The sequence below is a fragment of the Fuscovulum ytuae genome, assembly GCF_029953595.1.
Classification (GTDB): domain Bacteria; phylum Pseudomonadota; class Alphaproteobacteria; order Rhodobacterales; family Rhodobacteraceae; genus Paragemmobacter; species Paragemmobacter ytuae.
The window spans coordinates 2,727,576-2,743,419 of the sequence record NZ_CP124535.1; the positions used below are offsets into that span (position 1 = coordinate 2,727,576).

The following is a 15,844-nucleotide window of genomic DNA, read 5'->3' on the forward strand; positions in this document are numbered from 1 at the left end:
GGGGATCGCTGGGGTGGAACCCCACCCTACGGAGGGCGTGCCTGTGGGTGCGCCCTTTTTGGTTCAGAGCGTCAGGTCGAGATGCAGGGGGAAGTGGTCGGAGGCTAGGTTGGCGGTGTCGGGCCAGACCCTTGCGACATGAGGGGCGAGATCTGGCGTCAGGAAGATGTGGTCAAGCTGCCGGAGACGGATTTCGCATGCGATGTCCTTGACATGGGTGTGAAGGCCAAGGCCCGCTGCCGGGTCGGTCAGGCCATCGGCGTAGCGCGCGCCGGGGTGGTAGGGGGTTTGGCCCAGAAGGGCGCGGTATTCGGCGCTGCCCGGTTCCATGTTGAAATCGCCCGCCCAGATGGCGCGGGTGGGATTGGGGGGTTCGGCTTCGCCTTCGGTCCAGTTGCGGGTGGGTTCGTCGTCGGTGCCGCTCCATGGTCCGCCTTCGGCTATGGGGTTTCCTAACACCCGTTTCAGAAATGCGATCTGGTCGAGCCGTTCCTCCACCCCGACATGGGCGAGGTGGATGTTGACGAGCTTGATCGGACCCGAGGGGTGGGCGATGACAGCCTCAAGCGCGGCGGTCTGGGTATTGATCGGGTCAAGCATCCGGCGTTTGGGCAGCGGCCATGTGCGCGACCACAGGATCGGCCAGCGCGACAGGATGAGGGGGCCGAATTGGCGGCGTTTCTGGCGTTCGCCGGGAAGGGCCATGTCGAAGGCAGGGGCGTAGACCATGTGGTGGTCGGGGAGGAGCGCCGACAGGATCGCGGGTTGATCGTCGTGATTGGTGCGGGACCAGTGGCGGTCAACCTCTTGCACGGCGATCAGGTCGCGGTCGCGGATCGTGTCGGCGATGCGGGTCAGGCTGTAGAGGCCATCCGCGCCAAAGCCGTATTGGATGTTGTAGGTGGTGAGTTTCATGGCGGCAGGCTAGCCGCGCCGCGCGCTTTCCACCAGCGCGTCGAAGCGGGCCTTCCTTGGGGCGAGGCGGGCGGCCAAGGCGGGGTCGGGGTCGATGGTGGCGCGCATCGGCAAGGGTGCGGCGAGGACATCGGGAGAGGCCCCCGCCGCGACGGCGGCAAGGCGCGCCGCGCCTGCCGGGCCGCCGATATCGGATCGTGCCGGCAGGGCGACGGATTCGCCGATGGCGGTGGCGATGAGGGCGGTCCAGAGGGCAGAACGGGTGCCACCGCCCACGGCGATGAACCGTTGGGGGATCGCCCCCACCTCGCGCTGGGCTGTGATGCAATCGGCGAATTGGAAAGCGACGCCTTCCATCGTGGCGTAGCCCATCATGGCGCGGTCGACGCCGGGATGCAGCCCTTCAAGCCGCCCCGTTGCCTGTGGGCGGTTGGCCGGGGTGCGGATGCCGGTGAGGCAGGGGAGGAAGACCGGCGCGGCATCGGTTTTGCGGGTATCCATCGCCTCGGCCTCACCCGCCAAGGCCGCGGCGGTGGTGGCGGAGAGGCGGGCGGTCCAGTCCAGCGCGGCGGTAGCGGACATGACGACACCCATGGAGAGGAACGTATCGGGCGCGGCATGGGCAGAGGTAAGGATGGCGCGCTGCGGGCCGGGGTGGAAGGTGGCATCGACGATGCAGGCGACACCCGAGGTGCCGATGGTGAGGACGGCATCGCCGGGGCGGGCCGCGCCTGCGCCCAAGGTGGAGGCCATGTTGTCGCCTGCGCCCGCCGCGACAGGGATGCCGGGTTTCATCCCCCAGCGGGCGGCCAGTTGGGGGCGGAGGCCGCCTGCCGCCTGCCATGCCTGCGTGAGGGGGGGAAGGTGGTCAGGGTTCCAGCCTGCGATTTCGCAAAGCTGGTGGTCCCATTGCCCGGTGCGGCAATCCATCAATTGGGTGCCACCTGCATCGGTGGGTTCGGAGGCCACCTCGCCCGTCAGGGCAAGGCGGACGTAATCCTTGGTAAGCAGGAGCATGCGCGCGTCGCGCATCACCTGCGGTTCGTGCTTGGCCAGCCAGAGGAGTTTCGGCGCGGTGATGCCGGGGTCGGGCGTGCCGTTGGTGCGCTGGCCGATATCCGGGCAGCGTTGCAGAAGTTCGGCGCATTCGGTGATGCTGCGTTGATCGTTCCAGAGGATCGCGGGGCGCAGGGGTTTGTGGGACTTGTCGAGGAGGAGTGCGCAGAGCATCTGGCCTGACAGGCCTATGGCGGAGACGGCGGCCATTTCGCGGGGGGCAGAGGCGGCAAGGCGGTCGAGGCAGGACCAGACGGCGGTGACCCAATCTTCGGCATCTTGTTCGGACCAGCCGACATAGGGGATCGACACGGCGATGGGCTGGGCTGCGTCGGCGAGCACGGTTTCGGCATCCTGCAGGATGACGGCCTTTACGCCCGATGTGCCAAGGTCGATGCCGATGGTCAGGGTCATGCGGACACCAGCGCGCGGGCGGTGTTTTCTTCGGTTACGAAGGTATCGATCAGGCCAAGGCCAAGGATGGCGCGGCAGACGGGCACCTTATGCGCGCCGCCTGCGGCGAGGATGACATTAGGGATGCGGACCAGATCGGGGATGCCGATGCCAATGACCTTTTCGTTGATCGGGTGGTCGATGGGCCGCCCATTGGCGTCGATCACGGTGCCGAGAATATCGCCCACGCCGCCTGCGGCGCGCAGTTCATCGATCGACGTGCCGCTGGGCAGTGCGTCGCGCATCAGAAGCGAGCGTTTCGACAGATCGCCTGCCGCCATGGCCAGCGCATCGACGGCGCGGATGCGTTCGAGGATGTCGCGGAAGACATCGAGTTGCATGATCGTGTCGCGGCTTTCGGCGCTGCCTGCGTAAAGGGGGGCGGTGAAATAGCTGTGCTGCGCGCCGAGGAGGTCGGCCAGTCGGGTGGTGATTTCGAAACTGTTGAGGTCCGATCCGCGGGTGAGGCCGCCCATGACGGAGATCACCTCAAGATCCGGGCGTTCGATGGCGGCGAGGAAGCGGGTGGCGATGTTGAGCGTGCCGCCCCAAGACATGCCAAAGCTTTTCACGCCGGAGTCGGCGAGGGTTTCGGATAGAAGGTTGCCCAGCGCCGCGCCCGTGATCGTTTGCACGTCGCTTTCCTGTGCCGGAGCGGGCGCGACATAGGCCTGTTTCAGGCCGAATCTTTCGCAAAGCTGCTGTTCCAGATCGAAGCAGGCGGCGAAGGCGGTGTTGAAGGTGATGCGGACAAGGCCGATGCGGTGCGCCTCGGACAGGGCCTTGTTCACGCGGAGGCGGGTCGCGCCGAGTTTTTCGGCAACCTTTTCCTGTGTCAGGCCTTCGACGTAATAGGCCCAAGCCACCTGCGCGAGGAAGCGCTGTTCGGCGTCGATCTGCGGCAGTTTCGGGGCGCGCGCCATCCGTATCCTTTTACTTGACCGCGCCCATCGTGAGGCCGCGCACCAGATGTTTCGACGCGATCAGGGCGAAGATCAACACCGGGATGACGATCAGCGTCGATGTGGCCATGATCTTTCCATAGGGCACATCGTAACCTTCCATGAAGGTGATCGCCATCGCGGGGGCGGTTTTCGCGGCCTTGGGCGCAAGGATGTAGGCGAAAAGCAGTTCGTTCCACGAGAAGATGAAGGAAAGGATGGAAGACACCGCCACGCCGGGCATGGCGAGGGGCAGGCAGATGGAGCGGAAGATGCGCCATTGGGAGGCACCCTCTAGAAGCGCGGCCTCGTCCAATTCGCGCGGGATGGAGCGGAATTGATCGGTGCAGATCCAGATGACGATGGGCAGGGTGAAGGTCAGATACATCAGGATCAGCGCGAGATGGGTGTCGCGCAGGCCAAGTTCGCGGCTAAGGAGGAAGACCGGGAAGGCAAGGACGACGGGGCTGACGAAGCGGTTGGTGATGAACCAGAACCACAGGTCCTGTTTGCCGCGGAATTCAAAGCGGGCCAGCGCATAGGCGGCGGGTGTGCCAAGAAGAACGGCGAGCGTCGTGGTGCAGACGGCCACGATGATGGAATTGATGAGCGCGAAGCCGACGCGGTCTTCGAAGAGCACCTCCCAGTAGTTCGCCAGCGTGGGGGTAAAGACCCATGCGGGCGGGGATTGGAGGGCCACGACCTGTGTTTTCAGGCTGGTGGTGACCATCCAGTAAAAGGGGAAGATGCAGAACAGAAGGATCAGCAGCAGGAGCAGCCCTTCGGCCCAGAGCGCGCGGCGTTGCAGGGGGGCGGCCATCAGTTCACCTCGCGGTAGAAGAAGCGGATGTAGAGCCGGGCGAGGAAGATGGTGATCGCCAGCATGATGATCGCCTGCGCCGAGGCGAGGCCGATGTCGAATTGCCGGTTGCCGACGCGTTCGATCAGGACGGCGATGAATTCGGTGGCCGATCCGGGGCCACCGCGCGTCATCGTAAAGGGCATGTCAAAGAGTTTCAGCGTATCGGCGGTGCGCAGGATCAAGACGGCGACAAGGGACGGGATGAGGAAGGGCAGTTGCACATAGCGCAGGACGGTCCATTGGGATTTCGTCTCTAACATGGCCGCTTCTTCGATTTCCGGCGGGACGGTGGAGAGGCCCGCCAGCAGGACGAGGGCCACGAAGGGCGTCCATTGCCAGATGTCCCAGATGATGACGGCGATGAAGGCGTTGGTGGGATCGCCGATGAAGTTGATGGCATCAATGCCGATCCAGCCAAGCATCTGGTTTATCACACCGTATTTCTGGTTCAGCATGACCTGCGCCAGAAGACCCACGACGGCATAGGTCGTGGCCATGGGCAGCACCAGCGACAGGCGGGCGAGCGTCTTGAAAAAGGTTAGGCCGGGGCGGTGCAGGACGATGGCGATCAAGAGGCCCAAGGCGATCTGGATCGGGACCGAGATCAGGAAGAGGGTCGCGGTGCGGCCCATTGCCTGCCAGAAGGTGGGATCGGTCAACACCTCGGCATAGTTGGAGAGGCCGACGAATTTCGTCTGCGCCTGTTTGGTGAGGTTGAAGTTGTGAAGGCTTTTCCAGACCGCATAGAGCAGGGGCACGATCCCCACGATAAGCAAGGCGGCGACGGCAGGGCCGAGAAAGGCGAAGATCGTCTTGCGGCGCACATGAGCGGTCATGAAGCGGGGTCCTTCTGCGAGATGTCCCCGGCCCTTGTAAGGCCGGGGACGGATGCGCCGTCACGGGAGCATGGGCGCATCATTTTGCCAGTCTGACAGGTGGCTGCGCCAGCCTTATTGAGCCAGCGGCTTTTTGCCGTCGTAATAGCCCGCTTCGGCGAGGACCGCTTCCATCTGTTCGCCGATGGTCTTGGCACCTTCTTCGATGCTGACTTCGCCCAGCATCATCTTGGTGCCCCATTCCTGAACGATTTCAGTGATCGAGGGCCATTCGGCGAAGCGCGGACGGAATTCCGGCACGCCATCCTGCCAAGATTCGACCAGCGCCGGGATGAACTTGTAGGTCGCGGCAAGGGCCGGGTCGGCATAGGCCGATTGACGGGCCGGGACGCCGCCCATTTCCAGATAGCGCCCGGCATTGGCGGCCGAGGTGACCCACTGGATGAAGAGCCAGCCAGCGGCCTGTTCCGCCTCGTCGGCCTGCGACGCGACGGCGAGGGAGAAGCCGCCCAGCGCGGGCTTGCGGCCTGCGGGGCCGGTCGGTTCGGGGGCGATTTCGACGCAATCGGCCACGGTCGAGGTTTCGGGGTTCACCACGGTGGAATAGAAGGCCGACCATTCGGTGATCATCGCCACATCGCCCTGCGCGAAGGCGTTGACGGTTTCGGCATGGTCATAAGCGACGATGCCTTCGGGCATGAATTTCATCAGGTCCTGACGGAACTGAAGGCCCGCCTGCGATTCGGGTGACAGAAGGTTCGACCGGAATTCGGCGTTCAGGAAGGACCCGCCGAAGGGCCAGAGGAAGCGGGCGAAGCTGTCTGCCGACTGGGTTTCGTTCCGCTTGGATTGCAGGGCATAGGCGTATTTGCCGTCTTTGGTCAGGGCGGGGCCGTAGGTATCCATCACCTCTTGCCAGGTGGCCGGAGGTTTATCGAAACCGGCGGCCTCCAACATGCAGCGGTTGTAGAAGAGAAGGCCCGAATAGTTATCGAAGGGCAGGCCGTAATTCACCCCGTTCCACGACCCGAAGGCGTTCAGGACGAGGGGGAAGAAATCGTCCATGTTCAGCGCCGGATCGGCGAGGTCCGGGTTGTTGATGAAGGTTTCGGACGGCACGACCCAGCCGTTTTCGGCAAAGTTGCCCATCCAGACGAGGTCGATCAGCGCGATATCAAGATCGCCGCCCGCGACGAAATCGCGGACCTGTTCGCCCAGCGCGTTTTCATAGGGAACGACGGTGTAATTGACCTTGATCCCGGTCGCGGCCTCGAATTCCGGCAGCATCTGGATCGCGGCGTTGTAGCCCGGACGATCGAGGAAGAGCACCTCGAGTTCCGTGCCGGCATAGGGTTTGGCGGCTTCTTCCAGCGACCAGGCATTGGCTTGGGCGCCCAGTGCAAGCGTGGATGCGGCAAGCGCCAGCGCACTGACGTGCATCTTGAGTTTCATCTTTTTTCCTCCCAGCGGGTTAAGCGTTTGAACCGTTGACTTCCATTTGTAACGCCTAGCATATAAATGTATCGCAAGCGCATCCTGTCAACCGGGAAAAATGCGCGGCAGGAACGGGAGGGCGGCGGATGGCCGAGGTGAAGCTGGTCGGGGTGGACAAGTTCTATGGGGCGCAGCAGGCGCTGCATGGGGTTTCTCTGGACATTGCCGATGGCGAATTCGTCGTCTTTGTGGGGCCTTCGGGATGTGGGAAGTCCACGCTGCTGCGATCCATTGCGGGGCTTGAGTCGATTTCGGGCGGGACGGTTTCTATCGGTGGGCGGGATGTGACAGCCCTTGCGCCATCCGAACGAGACGTGGCGATGGTGTTTCAGTCCTATGCCCTTTATCCGCACATGACGGTGCGCGAGAACATGGATTTCGGAATGAAAATCAACAACTTCACCCCAGCAGACCGGGAGCGGCGAATCGCCGAGGCGGCGCGGGTGTTGCAGTTGGAGCCCTATCTGGACCGCAAGCCTGCGCATCTGTCTGGCGGGCAGCGGCAGCGGGTGGCGATCGGGCGGGCCATTGTGAAGCAGCCGAAGGTGTTTCTGTTCGACGAACCCCTATCGAACCTTGATGCCAAGCTGCGTGTGCAGATGCGGGTCGAGTTGGAGGCGCTGCATTCGGAACTGAAGGCCACGATGATCTATGTGACCCATGATCAGGTCGAGGCGATGACCATGGCCGACAAGATCGTGGTCCTGAACGCGGGGCGGGTGGAGCAGGTGGGGCAGCCGATGGACCTGTATCATCGGCCGCGCACCGAATTCGTGGCGGGGTTCATCGGCGCGCCGAGCATGAATTTCCTCGATATCCGGTCCGAGGGCGGTCGCGTCGCCTGCGGGGAGACGGTGATCGGGACAGCCGCACCCGTGCCGGGCGCGGTGCGGCTGGGGATCAGGCCCGAACATATGGGGCTGGTGGCCCCCGGCGCGGGCGAGATGGATGGGACGGTCATCCTGCGAGAGACGCTTGGGGGCGATGCCTATCTTTATGTGCAGACGGCTGGCGGGCAGATGGTGGTGCGGGCCGAGGGCGATACCGCGCTGGATCATGGGGCGACGGTGGGGTTGTCCTTTCCGGCGCATCGCATCCATCTTTTCGGGGCAGATGGCGTGACGCTGTCTTCGGGGGGCGTGGCGGCATGACGGCGGCGGCACTTATTGCAGGGGCGGTGGCGAAATCGGCCACAGTGGCAGAGGTGCTGGTGGGGCGCGGGGTTCTGGCGCAGACGGGGGCGTTGTTTCGGCGGCAGTTCGGGGATGGGCCTGCCTGCGTCATCGCCGATGAAAATACCTGGATTGCGGCAGGGGCTGCGGTTGAGGCGTCGCTGAAGGCGGCGGGTGTGGCGGTCAGGCATCACGTGATGCCGGGGCGGCCCCGGTTGAAGTCAACGGTCGATTTGGCCAACAGCCTGCGCGATGTGCTGGCGGTGGATCAGGCGGTTCCGGTGGCGGTAGGGTCGGGCGTGATCAACGATGTGGTCAAACACGCGGCCTTTGGCCTGCGGCGCGATTATCTATGCGTGGGCACGGCGGCGAGCATGGATGGCTATACCTCGGCCGGGTCGCCGCTTTCGGATAAGGGGTTCAAGAAGACGATCCAGTGCCGCCCCGCAAAAGCGGTGATCGGCGATCTGGATGTGATCGCCGCAGCCCCTGCCGAGATGACGGGGTGGGGATATGGTGACCTAGCGGGCAAGGTGCCTGCGGGGGGCGATTGGATCATCGCTGATGCGCTGGGCATCGAGGCGGTGGATGATGTGGCATGGCCCTTGGTGCAAGGCGGACTGCGTGGATGGCTTGGGGCGCCAGAGGCAGTTGCCGCCGGGGATGCGGCGGCGCTGGAGGGGTTGTTCACCGGGCTGACGCTGGTGGGTTTGGCGATGGAGTTGCATGGGTCGTCGCGGCCCGCTTCGGGTGCCGATCACCAGATCGCGCATCTGTGGGAGATGGACGATCTGAAATTCGGCGGCGAACGGGTAAGCCATGGGGCCTGTGTGGCAGTGGGCTGCGTGATGGCGCTGCGGCTGTTTGACTGGCTGCTGGGGCAGGATATGACGCGGCTGGATGTGGCGGCGGCGGTGGCGGCGGCCCCCTCGCTTGGTGTGAAAATCGCGGCCATCCATGCGGCCTTTGGCCCTGGCGAGATTGCCGCGCGGGCTGTGGAAGAGGTGCGGGCCAAACATGTGGAAGGCGCGAACCTGCGCGCGCGGTTGGAGCGTGTGCGGGAGGGTTGGCCCCTTCTGGCAGAGCGGTTGAGGGCGCAGGTGATGGCACCTGATCTGATGGTGGGCATGCTGCATCGTGCGGGCGCGCCTGCCGAGGCGGCGGAGATTGGGGTGGGGCGGGATTACCTCCGCCGGACGACCCTGAACGCGCGGTTCCTGCGCAGCCGATACACGGTGCTGGATTTGCTGGAAGAATGCGGGATGCTGGAGGCGGCGGTGGAGGCATCCTTGCCTTTGCCCGCGCGGAAGGAGGGGCGCGCATGAGTTACGCAGAGCAGGTGGCGCGCGCGGCAGACGAGCTGCGCGCAGCGGCGGCGGGGGTGGACCCTTCGGCGCTGGCGGGAATGGTAGAGGACTTGGCGGGTGCAGGGCGCGTGGTCTGCTATGGCGTCGGGCGCGAGGGCCTGATGATGCGGGCGCTGGCGATGCGGCTGTATCACATGGGGCTGGATGCGCATGTGGTGGGGGATATGTCCTGCCCGCCTGTGGGCGCGGGTGATCTGTTGGTTGTCAGCGCGGGGCCGGGGGCGTTTTCCACAGTGCTGGGCCTGATGGGGGTGGCCAAGGGTGCAGGCGCGCGGGTGGCCTGCGTCACGGCGCAACCCGGTGGGGCGGTGCCACAGGGGGCGGATCGGGTGCTGATGATCCCGGCGCAGACGATGGCGGATGACACGGGGCCACGCGTGGCGAGCGTGCTGCCGATGGGATCGCTGTTTGAAGGGGCGCAGTATCTGGTGTTCGAGATGCTGATCCTGATGCTGCGGGATCGGTTGGGGGTTTCGCCCGAGGCGATGCGCGACCGGCATACGAATCTGGAGTGACGGGCATGGCCGAATGGGAAGCGCGGTTTTCGCTGGCCGGGCGCAAGGCGCTGGTTACCGGGGCGTCGAAGGGGATCGGGTTCGAGATTTGCAAGGTCTTTGCCGATGCCGGGGCGGATATCGTGGCAGTGGCGCGGGACACGGCCGGGTTGCTGGAGGTGAAGCGCGAGGTAGAGGCGCGGGGGCGTCGCTGTCTGGTGATCGAGGCAGAGATGGGCACGGCGGATGGCCCCGTTACGGCTGCGCGTGAGGCGTTGGAGGCCTGGGGGACCATTGATATCCTTGTGAACAACGCGGCGATTGCGCGGATCGCGCCTGCGGTGGAGTTGTCGCTGGCCGATTGGGATGAAACGATGGCGGTGAATGTGCGCGCGCCGTTTCTTTTGGCGCAGACGCTTGGCCCCGCGATGATTGCGCAGCGCTGGGGGAAGGTGATCAACATTTCGTCCCAGACGGGGGTGATCGCGCTGGATGACCATGCGGCCTATGCGACGTCAAAGGGGGCGTTGAATGCGCTGACCAAATCGCTCTGCGCGGAATGGGCGCGGCATAATGTGCAGGTCAATGCCATTTGCCCGACGGTGATCCTGACGCCGATGGGCAAGGCGGTTTGGGGGCCCGAGGAAAAGGGCGGGCCGATGCGTGCCGCCACGCCCGCGCGACGGTTTGGTGAGACGGTGGAAGTGGCGGATATGGCGCTGTATCTGGCCTCGCCCGCATCGGGGTTGGTGAATGGGGCGATCCTGATGATCGAGGGGGGCTATTCCAGTGTCTGAGGATTTGCGGGACGCGGAGGCCGCGTTCCTGCGTTACGAGGCGGTGCGGGCGCGGCTGCCTGTGGCGCGGTTCTCGGCGGCACCCGTCTTTGCGCGCACCCTTTCCGAGGTGGCCGATCGTTGGGATGGCTTCGTGCTGGATGCGTTTGGGGTGCTGAACGTGGGTGAGACGCCCATCCCTGGCGCGGTGGCGCGGATGGCCGAGCTGCGGGCGCGGGGCAAGAAGCTGTGCGTGCTGACCAATGCTGCGAGCTACACGCGGGCGGAAGCATTACGGAAATATCGTAATCTGGGATTCGACTTTTCCGCAGAGGAAGTGGTGTCCAGCCGGGATGTGGCAGCAGCGCGCATCGGGCGGTTGATGCCCGGCGCGCATTGGGCGGCCATCGCGGCAGAAGGGGACGGGTTTTCCGATCTGCCGGGGCGGGTGGGGGATGCGGTGGCGGAGCCTGCGCTTTTCGATGTGGCGGATGGGGTTCTGTTCCTGTCATCGGTGCGCTGGACGCCTGTCCTGCAAGCGCGGCTGATGGAGGCGATGGCGCGGCGGCCGATCCCCATCGTGGTGGCCAATCCCGATCTGGTGGCCCCGCGTGAGGATGGGTTTTCGCAAGAGCCGGGGCTGTTTGCGCATGCCATTTTGGATGCGCTGGGCGGTGTGGCGCATTGGTATGGCAAGCCCTTTGCCGACGGGTTCCATGATGCCTGCGCGCGAACCGGCCTGCCGCCCGAACGGTTGGCGATGGTGGGGGATACGCTGCATACCGATGTGCTGGGTGGTTGTGCGGCGGGGATGGGGGCGGTGCTGGTGGCGGATCACGGGTTGTTCGCGGGGCGGGACGTGCGGGGCTATATCGCGCGTTCGGGCATCGTGCCGGACGCGGTTGTGGCGACCACCTGAGGCGGGTGGCATCGCGCGGGCACCCGGAACTGACCGCCGGGTCAGGCCACCTGCGGCTGGCGTCTGGGAGGGCCATCGACCGAGGCCACGCGAAAGCGCAGGACCATGTCGCGCAGGTGGCGAGATTCATTTGTCAGGACGCGGGTGGCGGCGGTGGTTTCTTCTGCCATGGCTGCGTTTTGTTGCATGGTCTGGTCCAGCTGCCCGGTGGCAAGGTTCACCTCGTTGATGCCCCCGGATTGCGCCTGCGCCGCCTTGGTGATTTCGTTCACCTGCTGCGCGATCTGTTCCACACCGCTGACAATGCCACGAAGTGCTTCGCCCGCATTGCTGACAAGTTTGGCACCGTGGGTCACCTGTTCATCCGATTCGGAAATGAGGCCAGTGATTTCACCGGCGGCCTGCGACGATCGTTGCGCGAGGGCGCGGACCTCAGACGCGACGACGGCGAAACCGCGGCCTGCCTCGCCGGCCCGTGCCGCCTCGACCGCGGCGTTGAGGGCGAGGAGGTTTGTTTGCCGCGCGATGTGATCGATGACATCGATGATCGTCGCAATCTTGCGCGACGAGGATTCAATTCGGGACATGGCGTGGATGGCTTGGCGGACCACCTCGCCGCTTTCTTGCGCGCGGTCGTTCACTTGTGTTGCGACCTTGTTGGCCTGAGTGGCCATGGCTGCGGCAGAGGCGATGGCGGTTGTCATTTCGCCCAGAGCGGCAGCGGTTTCCTCCAGCGTTGCGGCCGAACTTTCAGTGCGGCGAGAGAGTTCGTCGGATGAGGCGGAGATCTCAAGCGCGTTGTCGTTGATCTTTCCGGCGCGGTCGACGATGGCACCGATCACCTCGGACAGCGATTCGATCGCGCTGTTGAAATCCTTGCGGAGCGGTTCATAGGCCGCAGGGAATGGGTCGCCCAGATGGACGGAGAGGTCGCCCGCGGCGAGCTGTTTCATCGCTGAAGCAAGGACAGAAACGATCCGATCCTGTTCGGCGGCGCGGGCTTCGCGCTGGCGGAGATCTTCTTGTTCGCGGCGCAACTTTTCGGCCTGTTCATCGGCGCGACGCTTACGCTCTGTCTCTTCGCGTCGGCGGTTTTCGCGGTCTTCGCGTTCGGCGCGGGCGCGGGCCTCTTCTTCGCGGCGGGCGTCTTCGGTGGCGAGCCTTTGGCGTTCGAGAAGGTTGTCGCGGAAGACGGCAAGGGCGCGGGCCAGGCGACCGATTTCGCCGCCCTGCCGATCAAATCCGAGGACGGGGGCGAAATCGCCGCCGGCCAAGCGCTCGGTCACGCCGATGACACGACGCAGGGGGCGCAGGATCATGAAGAGGGTGACGGCGACGGCACCGAGGGCAGCAAGAACCGTAAGCCCTGCAACCGAAACCATGGTCAGCCGTCCGTCTTCGGCGGCGGTGATCAGGGTGCTGCTTGCCGTCTTGATTTCGTCTATCGCGGCTTGTTCCAGTTCGCGGGCAGATGCGCTGATGCCGCCAAGGAGATCGGCCACCTCACGCGATGATTCGCTTGCGGCATCCCGCGCCGCGATGGTGGCCGAGCGGCCCGCGAGGACACCCCCTTCTGCGGAGGAGAGGGTAATGATCCGGTCCACGGCCGGCGGTATGGTCGCATCATCGGCGAAATTCGCGGCAAGGCCACGGATCTTGCTGAACAGGGCGTTGGCCTTTGACTGGGCGGCGGTGATCTGATCGGGGTGGTCGGCGGTGGCACCGGTCAGGATCACGGAGTGCAGATCGCCGAGAAGGCGTTCAAGCTCGGTCGCGTGGGCCATCCGGGTGAGAAAGGTGCGGAGTTCGCCTGCGGGTTGGTTCGGATCGGTGCTGCGGACCGACAGATAGGACATGTTGGAGATGTGGATGAGACGATCCCCCGCCGCGGTGACCGCTTCGCCGAGCGAGGCGACCTTTTCGCGGGTGGAGATGTTGCTTGCGATATCTTCGGCACGGGTCTGCGCGATGGTGGAAAGGAGTTCGGCAACCCGGTCGGTTCGTTTCGTGAGGCCCGGCGTGCCATCGCCGTGAATTTCAATTTTGCCGGTGCGAAGAGAATCAAGCGCGATGAGCGCGTCGTCGATGTGGGAGGACATCTTTTCGGGATCATATTCGATCAGCAGATGCGACAATTCCTTGGTCAGGTCGCCGGACCGTTCAATGATATCGGAACTTCTAGCGAGGTTTGGCATCTCTGTCTGGACGAAATCGGACAGGGCAACGGAGAAGCGACCGAATTGCGTGAAGCTGATCCATGTGGTGACAAAAAGCAGGCCAGAGACAAGGGCGAGGACGCCCCCGAATTTGAACCCGATGCTGCCCGTGAACGCCGCGGCCTTAGTCATGGCTGCCTTACCCCTGATGCGAACAGAAACCCAAGATTGAAGGCCGCGCGGCAAAGGTTGCCGTCGCGTCTTTCTGTGATCTTGGGCCAAACAAGTTAAGGCTCTGCTTAGCGCCACAGACCGATGCGCACCGACAATGGCCTTGCCGTTTCATTCTATTTCAAAGTTTTGGCTTCCGTCGATTTTGGCGCTATGGGAGAGTAACGCCCTATTGGGGCCAGTCGTTGGGGTGCCGGGTGTGATCGCGTGCAGAGGTGTTCCGCTATGGTGCCGACGGTCCTTTATGGTGATCTTCAGAAGATCCCTGCGGGGCATGCGGCATAGGGCATGATGGACGGGGCGGCAAAGGACGACAGAACCGCCTTGGCACCGGAGGCAGCGACGGCCTTCTGCCAGCGTTTGTATGAGAATGCCGATTTTTACGTGGATTATGACGGGCCCGATCCGGCGCGGGTGGATCGGTTTGTCATGACCTTTCCTGATATGACGCATCCCACTGGCCCAGACGCGCCGGGATGGGGCAAAGGGTTTTTGCGCAAACGCGGGGCGGCGGTGATCTCGCTCACTTATGCGAAGACCAATTGGTATCAATCGGACGGGTTCTTTGCGGCCGTCGAGGCGGCCCGCGACTTTGTTGCCGGGCGGGCGCCGATTTCGGCCTATGGGGCCAGCATGGGTGGCTATGGTGCGATACTGGCAGGCAAGAGGTTGGGCTCGGATCGGGTGATCGCTGTTAGCCCGCAGTTCAGCATCGAGCAGAATGTCACCCCTTTCGATCACCGATACCGCGCGGCAGCGGCGGAGATCGGGCCTTTCATTCATGATGTATCGGATCAGATCAGCGACGAGATTTCCTATTTCGTCATGCATGACCCGACCCATGACCTGGACCAACGGCATGTAGACCTGTTCCCGAAGGTCGCCAAATGGCACAGCATCCTCCAGCCCGGCAGCGGGCATGGCGTGCTGGAGATGTTGATTCAGGCAGGCGGGACGGATGCGCTGTTCCGTCTGATCATGGGGACCGGGGATCATCTGGCGCTACGACAGGCGCTGCGTGCGGGCCGCCGCAACAGCCCGCGATATATCCGCCGGATCGGTGAATTTTGCGTGGCTCTGCCCAGACGCAAGAATTTGGCGCAGGTGATGATTGGTGAGGCCGAGAGGGCCGGGATGAGGAGGCTGGCTTCCCGTTGGCAGTATGGGCTGGCTGAACGAGACGCCAATGTTGGCGTGGCCCGCCCTTTGGAAGAGATGCTTTTGCATATCGGCCTGCCCGGCCTTGGCGGCGGTGGATTGCAGGCGCATTTGGCCAGTAACCGGGCGGCCTATGGCGATCAGGGGGTGGAGTATTGCGGTGATCTTGCCCTTGGCGGGGGGGCGCCACCCGATCATCGCTGGCTGAGCGAGGCATTGCTGTCGGGCGACATGGGCCGCCTGCGCGCCTTGCGCGAGTGTGAAGTGCATGCGCCCCGGATGATGCTGTCGGATGAAGACCTGTTTCTGGAGATGCCCTATATCCGCCGGGTCATGTTCAAGCAGTTTCGCGCCTTGTTCAGCGACGTGCCGATGCGGGTTCTGGTCTGCACGCAGGACAAGAGGGCCTGGCAGAGGCAGTTCTATAAACATGCGCTGGAAATGGTGGGGCGGCCCCGGTCACGCGGCGTGGCGGAACATTGGGGGCATGGCGACAGCTTTGCCGATTTCTTTGGCAGGCCCGTGATCGCGAAGCTGTGCGACTGGGATCAGATGTTCGAAGAGGCCTTGCGCTGTTTTGGGGCCGAGGTGGTGGAGGAGATTGCCCTTCAGCCCCAAAGCAACGCTGTGGACGAGGTTCTGGGTCGGCTGGGGCTTCGCCCCGTCACAGCGGGCAGGGAAACCCAAGGCAAAGCGGGCTTGAGCGATGTCGATGCCGAGATTCTGCGGCAGGCGAATGCGCAGAGCGCGGCGATGCGGGGGATAATGCGTATCCTTCTGGGGCTACCACCAGTGGCGGAGGGGCCGGTGCAGATCAAGCCCCGGATTTTGCGGAAGATCCGTAGCATGGCGGATGAGTTGGATTGGTCGTCGCTGCAGTATCGGGAGAACCCACCGCTGATCTATGATCGGGTGGCGTTCGAGGGCCGGAAGGACGCGCTGAGGGCGTTGGTTGCGTCTATCTGTGCCCAATCGGATGCGACCTAGGGGCGGGCTGTTCATCACCTTGCGCCC

The 15,844-nt window shown here is 64.1% G+C and carries 13 protein-coding genes; 6 read left to right on the forward strand and 7 right to left on the reverse strand.

The window, feature by feature from the left end; all coding sequences use genetic code 11:
• Positions 1 to 63 precede the first annotated feature (63 nt).
• From QF092_RS13145 to QF092_RS13170, 6 genes are all read right to left on the reverse strand, one after another.
• Positions 64 to 915 (reverse strand): endonuclease/exonuclease/phosphatase family protein, encoded by an 852-nt coding sequence (locus tag QF092_RS13145; protein WP_281464353.1) that lies wholly within the window; start codon positions 913 to 915, stop codon positions 64 to 66.
• Positions 916 to 924: 9 nt separating this feature from the next.
• On the reverse strand, positions 925 to 2,385 hold the full coding sequence (gene xylB / locus QF092_RS13150; RefSeq protein ID WP_281464355.1) for a xylulokinase: 1,461 nt from the start codon (positions 2,383 to 2,385) through the stop codon (positions 925 to 927).
• Positions 2,382 to 3,347, reverse strand: a complete 966-nt coding sequence (locus QF092_RS13155) for a sugar-binding transcriptional regulator (protein ID WP_281464357.1) — start codon at positions 3,345 to 3,347, stop codon at positions 2,382 to 2,384. The genes xylB and QF092_RS13155 overlap by 4 nt, the downstream gene beginning before the upstream one ends.
• Positions 3,348 to 3,357: 10 nt before the next feature.
• Positions 3,358 to 4,185, reverse strand: coding sequence for a carbohydrate ABC transporter permease (locus tag QF092_RS13160; RefSeq protein WP_281464359.1), 828 nt, complete (start codon positions 4,183 to 4,185; stop codon positions 3,358 to 3,360).
• Positions 4,185 to 5,063 carry a carbohydrate ABC transporter permease gene (locus tag QF092_RS13165; RefSeq protein ID WP_281464361.1) on the reverse strand — a complete coding sequence of 293 codons (879 nt, stop codon included), beginning with the start codon at positions 5,061 to 5,063 and terminating at the stop codon, positions 4,185 to 4,187. The genes QF092_RS13160 and QF092_RS13165 overlap by 1 nt, the downstream gene beginning before the upstream one ends.
• Before the next feature lie 114 nt (positions 5,064 to 5,177).
• Positions 5,178 to 6,515, reverse strand: coding sequence for an ABC transporter substrate-binding protein (locus tag QF092_RS13170; protein ID WP_281464363.1), 1,338 nt, complete (start codon positions 6,513 to 6,515; stop codon positions 5,178 to 5,180).
• Between the two features lie 128 nt (positions 6,516 to 6,643).
• Between QF092_RS13170 and QF092_RS13175 the strand changes: the two genes are divergently transcribed.
• Genes QF092_RS13175 through QF092_RS13195 form a run of 5 tightly spaced genes read left to right on the forward strand, consistent with a single transcriptional unit; the run spans position 6,644 to position 11,285 of the window.
• Positions 6,644 to 7,708, forward strand: coding sequence for an ABC transporter ATP-binding protein (locus tag QF092_RS13175; protein WP_281464365.1), 1,065 nt, complete (start codon positions 6,644 to 6,646; stop codon positions 7,706 to 7,708).
• The gene (locus QF092_RS13180) at positions 7,705 to 9,054 is read left to right on the forward strand and encodes a sn-glycerol-1-phosphate dehydrogenase (protein WP_281464367.1); all 1,350 of its coding nucleotides are present in this window, start codon (positions 7,705 to 7,707) and stop codon (positions 9,052 to 9,054) included. The genes QF092_RS13175 and QF092_RS13180 overlap by 4 nt, the downstream gene beginning before the upstream one ends.
• Entirely contained in the window at positions 9,051 to 9,611 is a 561-nt protein-coding gene (locus tag QF092_RS13185) for an SIS domain-containing protein (protein WP_281464369.1), read from the forward strand. Before QF092_RS13180 ends, QF092_RS13185 begins: the two co-directional genes overlap by 4 nt.
• A gap of 5 nt (positions 9,612 to 9,616) precedes the next feature.
• The gene (locus QF092_RS13190) at positions 9,617 to 10,387 is read left to right on the forward strand and encodes an SDR family NAD(P)-dependent oxidoreductase (protein WP_281464370.1); all 771 of its coding nucleotides are present in this window, start codon (positions 9,617 to 9,619) and stop codon (positions 10,385 to 10,387) included.
• Entirely contained in the window at positions 10,380 to 11,285 is a 906-nt protein-coding gene (locus tag QF092_RS13195; RefSeq protein ID WP_281464372.1) for an HAD-IIA family hydrolase, read from the forward strand. Before QF092_RS13190 ends, QF092_RS13195 begins: the two co-directional genes overlap by 8 nt.
• Positions 11,286 to 11,326: 41 nt before the next feature.
• Here the strand turns inward: QF092_RS13195 and QF092_RS13200 are convergent, their stop codons facing one another.
• Entirely contained in the window at positions 11,327 to 13,633 is a 2,307-nt protein-coding gene (locus tag QF092_RS13200) for a methyl-accepting chemotaxis protein (protein WP_281464373.1), read from the reverse strand.
• Between the two features lie 327 nt (positions 13,634 to 13,960).
• On the opposite strand from QF092_RS13200, the gene QF092_RS13205 reads away from it, so the two are divergent.
• Positions 13,961 to 15,817: a hypothetical protein gene (locus QF092_RS13205; RefSeq protein ID WP_281464375.1), complete on the forward strand. Its 1,857-nt coding sequence runs from the start codon at positions 13,961 to 13,963 to the stop codon at positions 15,815 to 15,817.
• Positions 15,818 to 15,844: the final 27 nt, after the last annotated feature.

Bases quoted from the DNA above. Each gene is read 5' to 3' on its own strand.
- QF092_RS13145 (WP_281464353.1), bottom strand. From the start codon at position 915: ATGAAACTCACCACCTACAACATCCAATACGGCTTTGGCGCGGATGGC.
- xylB (WP_281464355.1), bottom strand. From the start codon at position 2,385: ATGACCCTGACCATCGGCATCGACCTTGGCACATCGGGCGTAAAGGCC.
- QF092_RS13155 (WP_281464357.1), bottom strand. From the start codon at position 3,347: ATGGCGCGCGCCCCGAAACTGCCGCAGATCGACGCCGAACAGCGCTTC.
- QF092_RS13160 (WP_281464359.1), bottom strand. From the start codon at position 4,185: ATGGCCGCCCCCCTGCAACGCCGCGCGCTCTGGGCCGAAGGGCTGCTC.
- QF092_RS13165 (WP_281464361.1), bottom strand. From the start codon at position 5,063: ATGACCGCTCATGTGCGCCGCAAGACGATCTTCGCCTTTCTCGGCCCT.
- QF092_RS13170 (WP_281464363.1), bottom strand. From the start codon at position 6,515: ATGAAACTCAAGATGCACGTCAGTGCGCTGGCGCTTGCCGCATCCACG.
- QF092_RS13175 (WP_281464365.1), top strand. From the start codon at position 6,644: ATGGCCGAGGTGAAGCTGGTCGGGGTGGACAAGTTCTATGGGGCGCAG.
- QF092_RS13180 (WP_281464367.1), top strand. From the start codon at position 7,705: ATGACGGCGGCGGCACTTATTGCAGGGGCGGTGGCGAAATCGGCCACA.
- QF092_RS13185 (WP_281464369.1), top strand. From the start codon at position 9,051: ATGAGTTACGCAGAGCAGGTGGCGCGCGCGGCAGACGAGCTGCGCGCA.
- QF092_RS13190 (WP_281464370.1), top strand. From the start codon at position 9,617: ATGGCCGAATGGGAAGCGCGGTTTTCGCTGGCCGGGCGCAAGGCGCTG.
- QF092_RS13200 (WP_281464373.1), bottom strand. From the start codon at position 13,633: ATGACTAAGGCCGCGGCGTTCACGGGCAGCATCGGGTTCAAATTCGGG.
- QF092_RS13205 (WP_281464375.1), top strand. From the start codon at position 13,961: ATGATGGACGGGGCGGCAAAGGACGACAGAACCGCCTTGGCACCGGAG.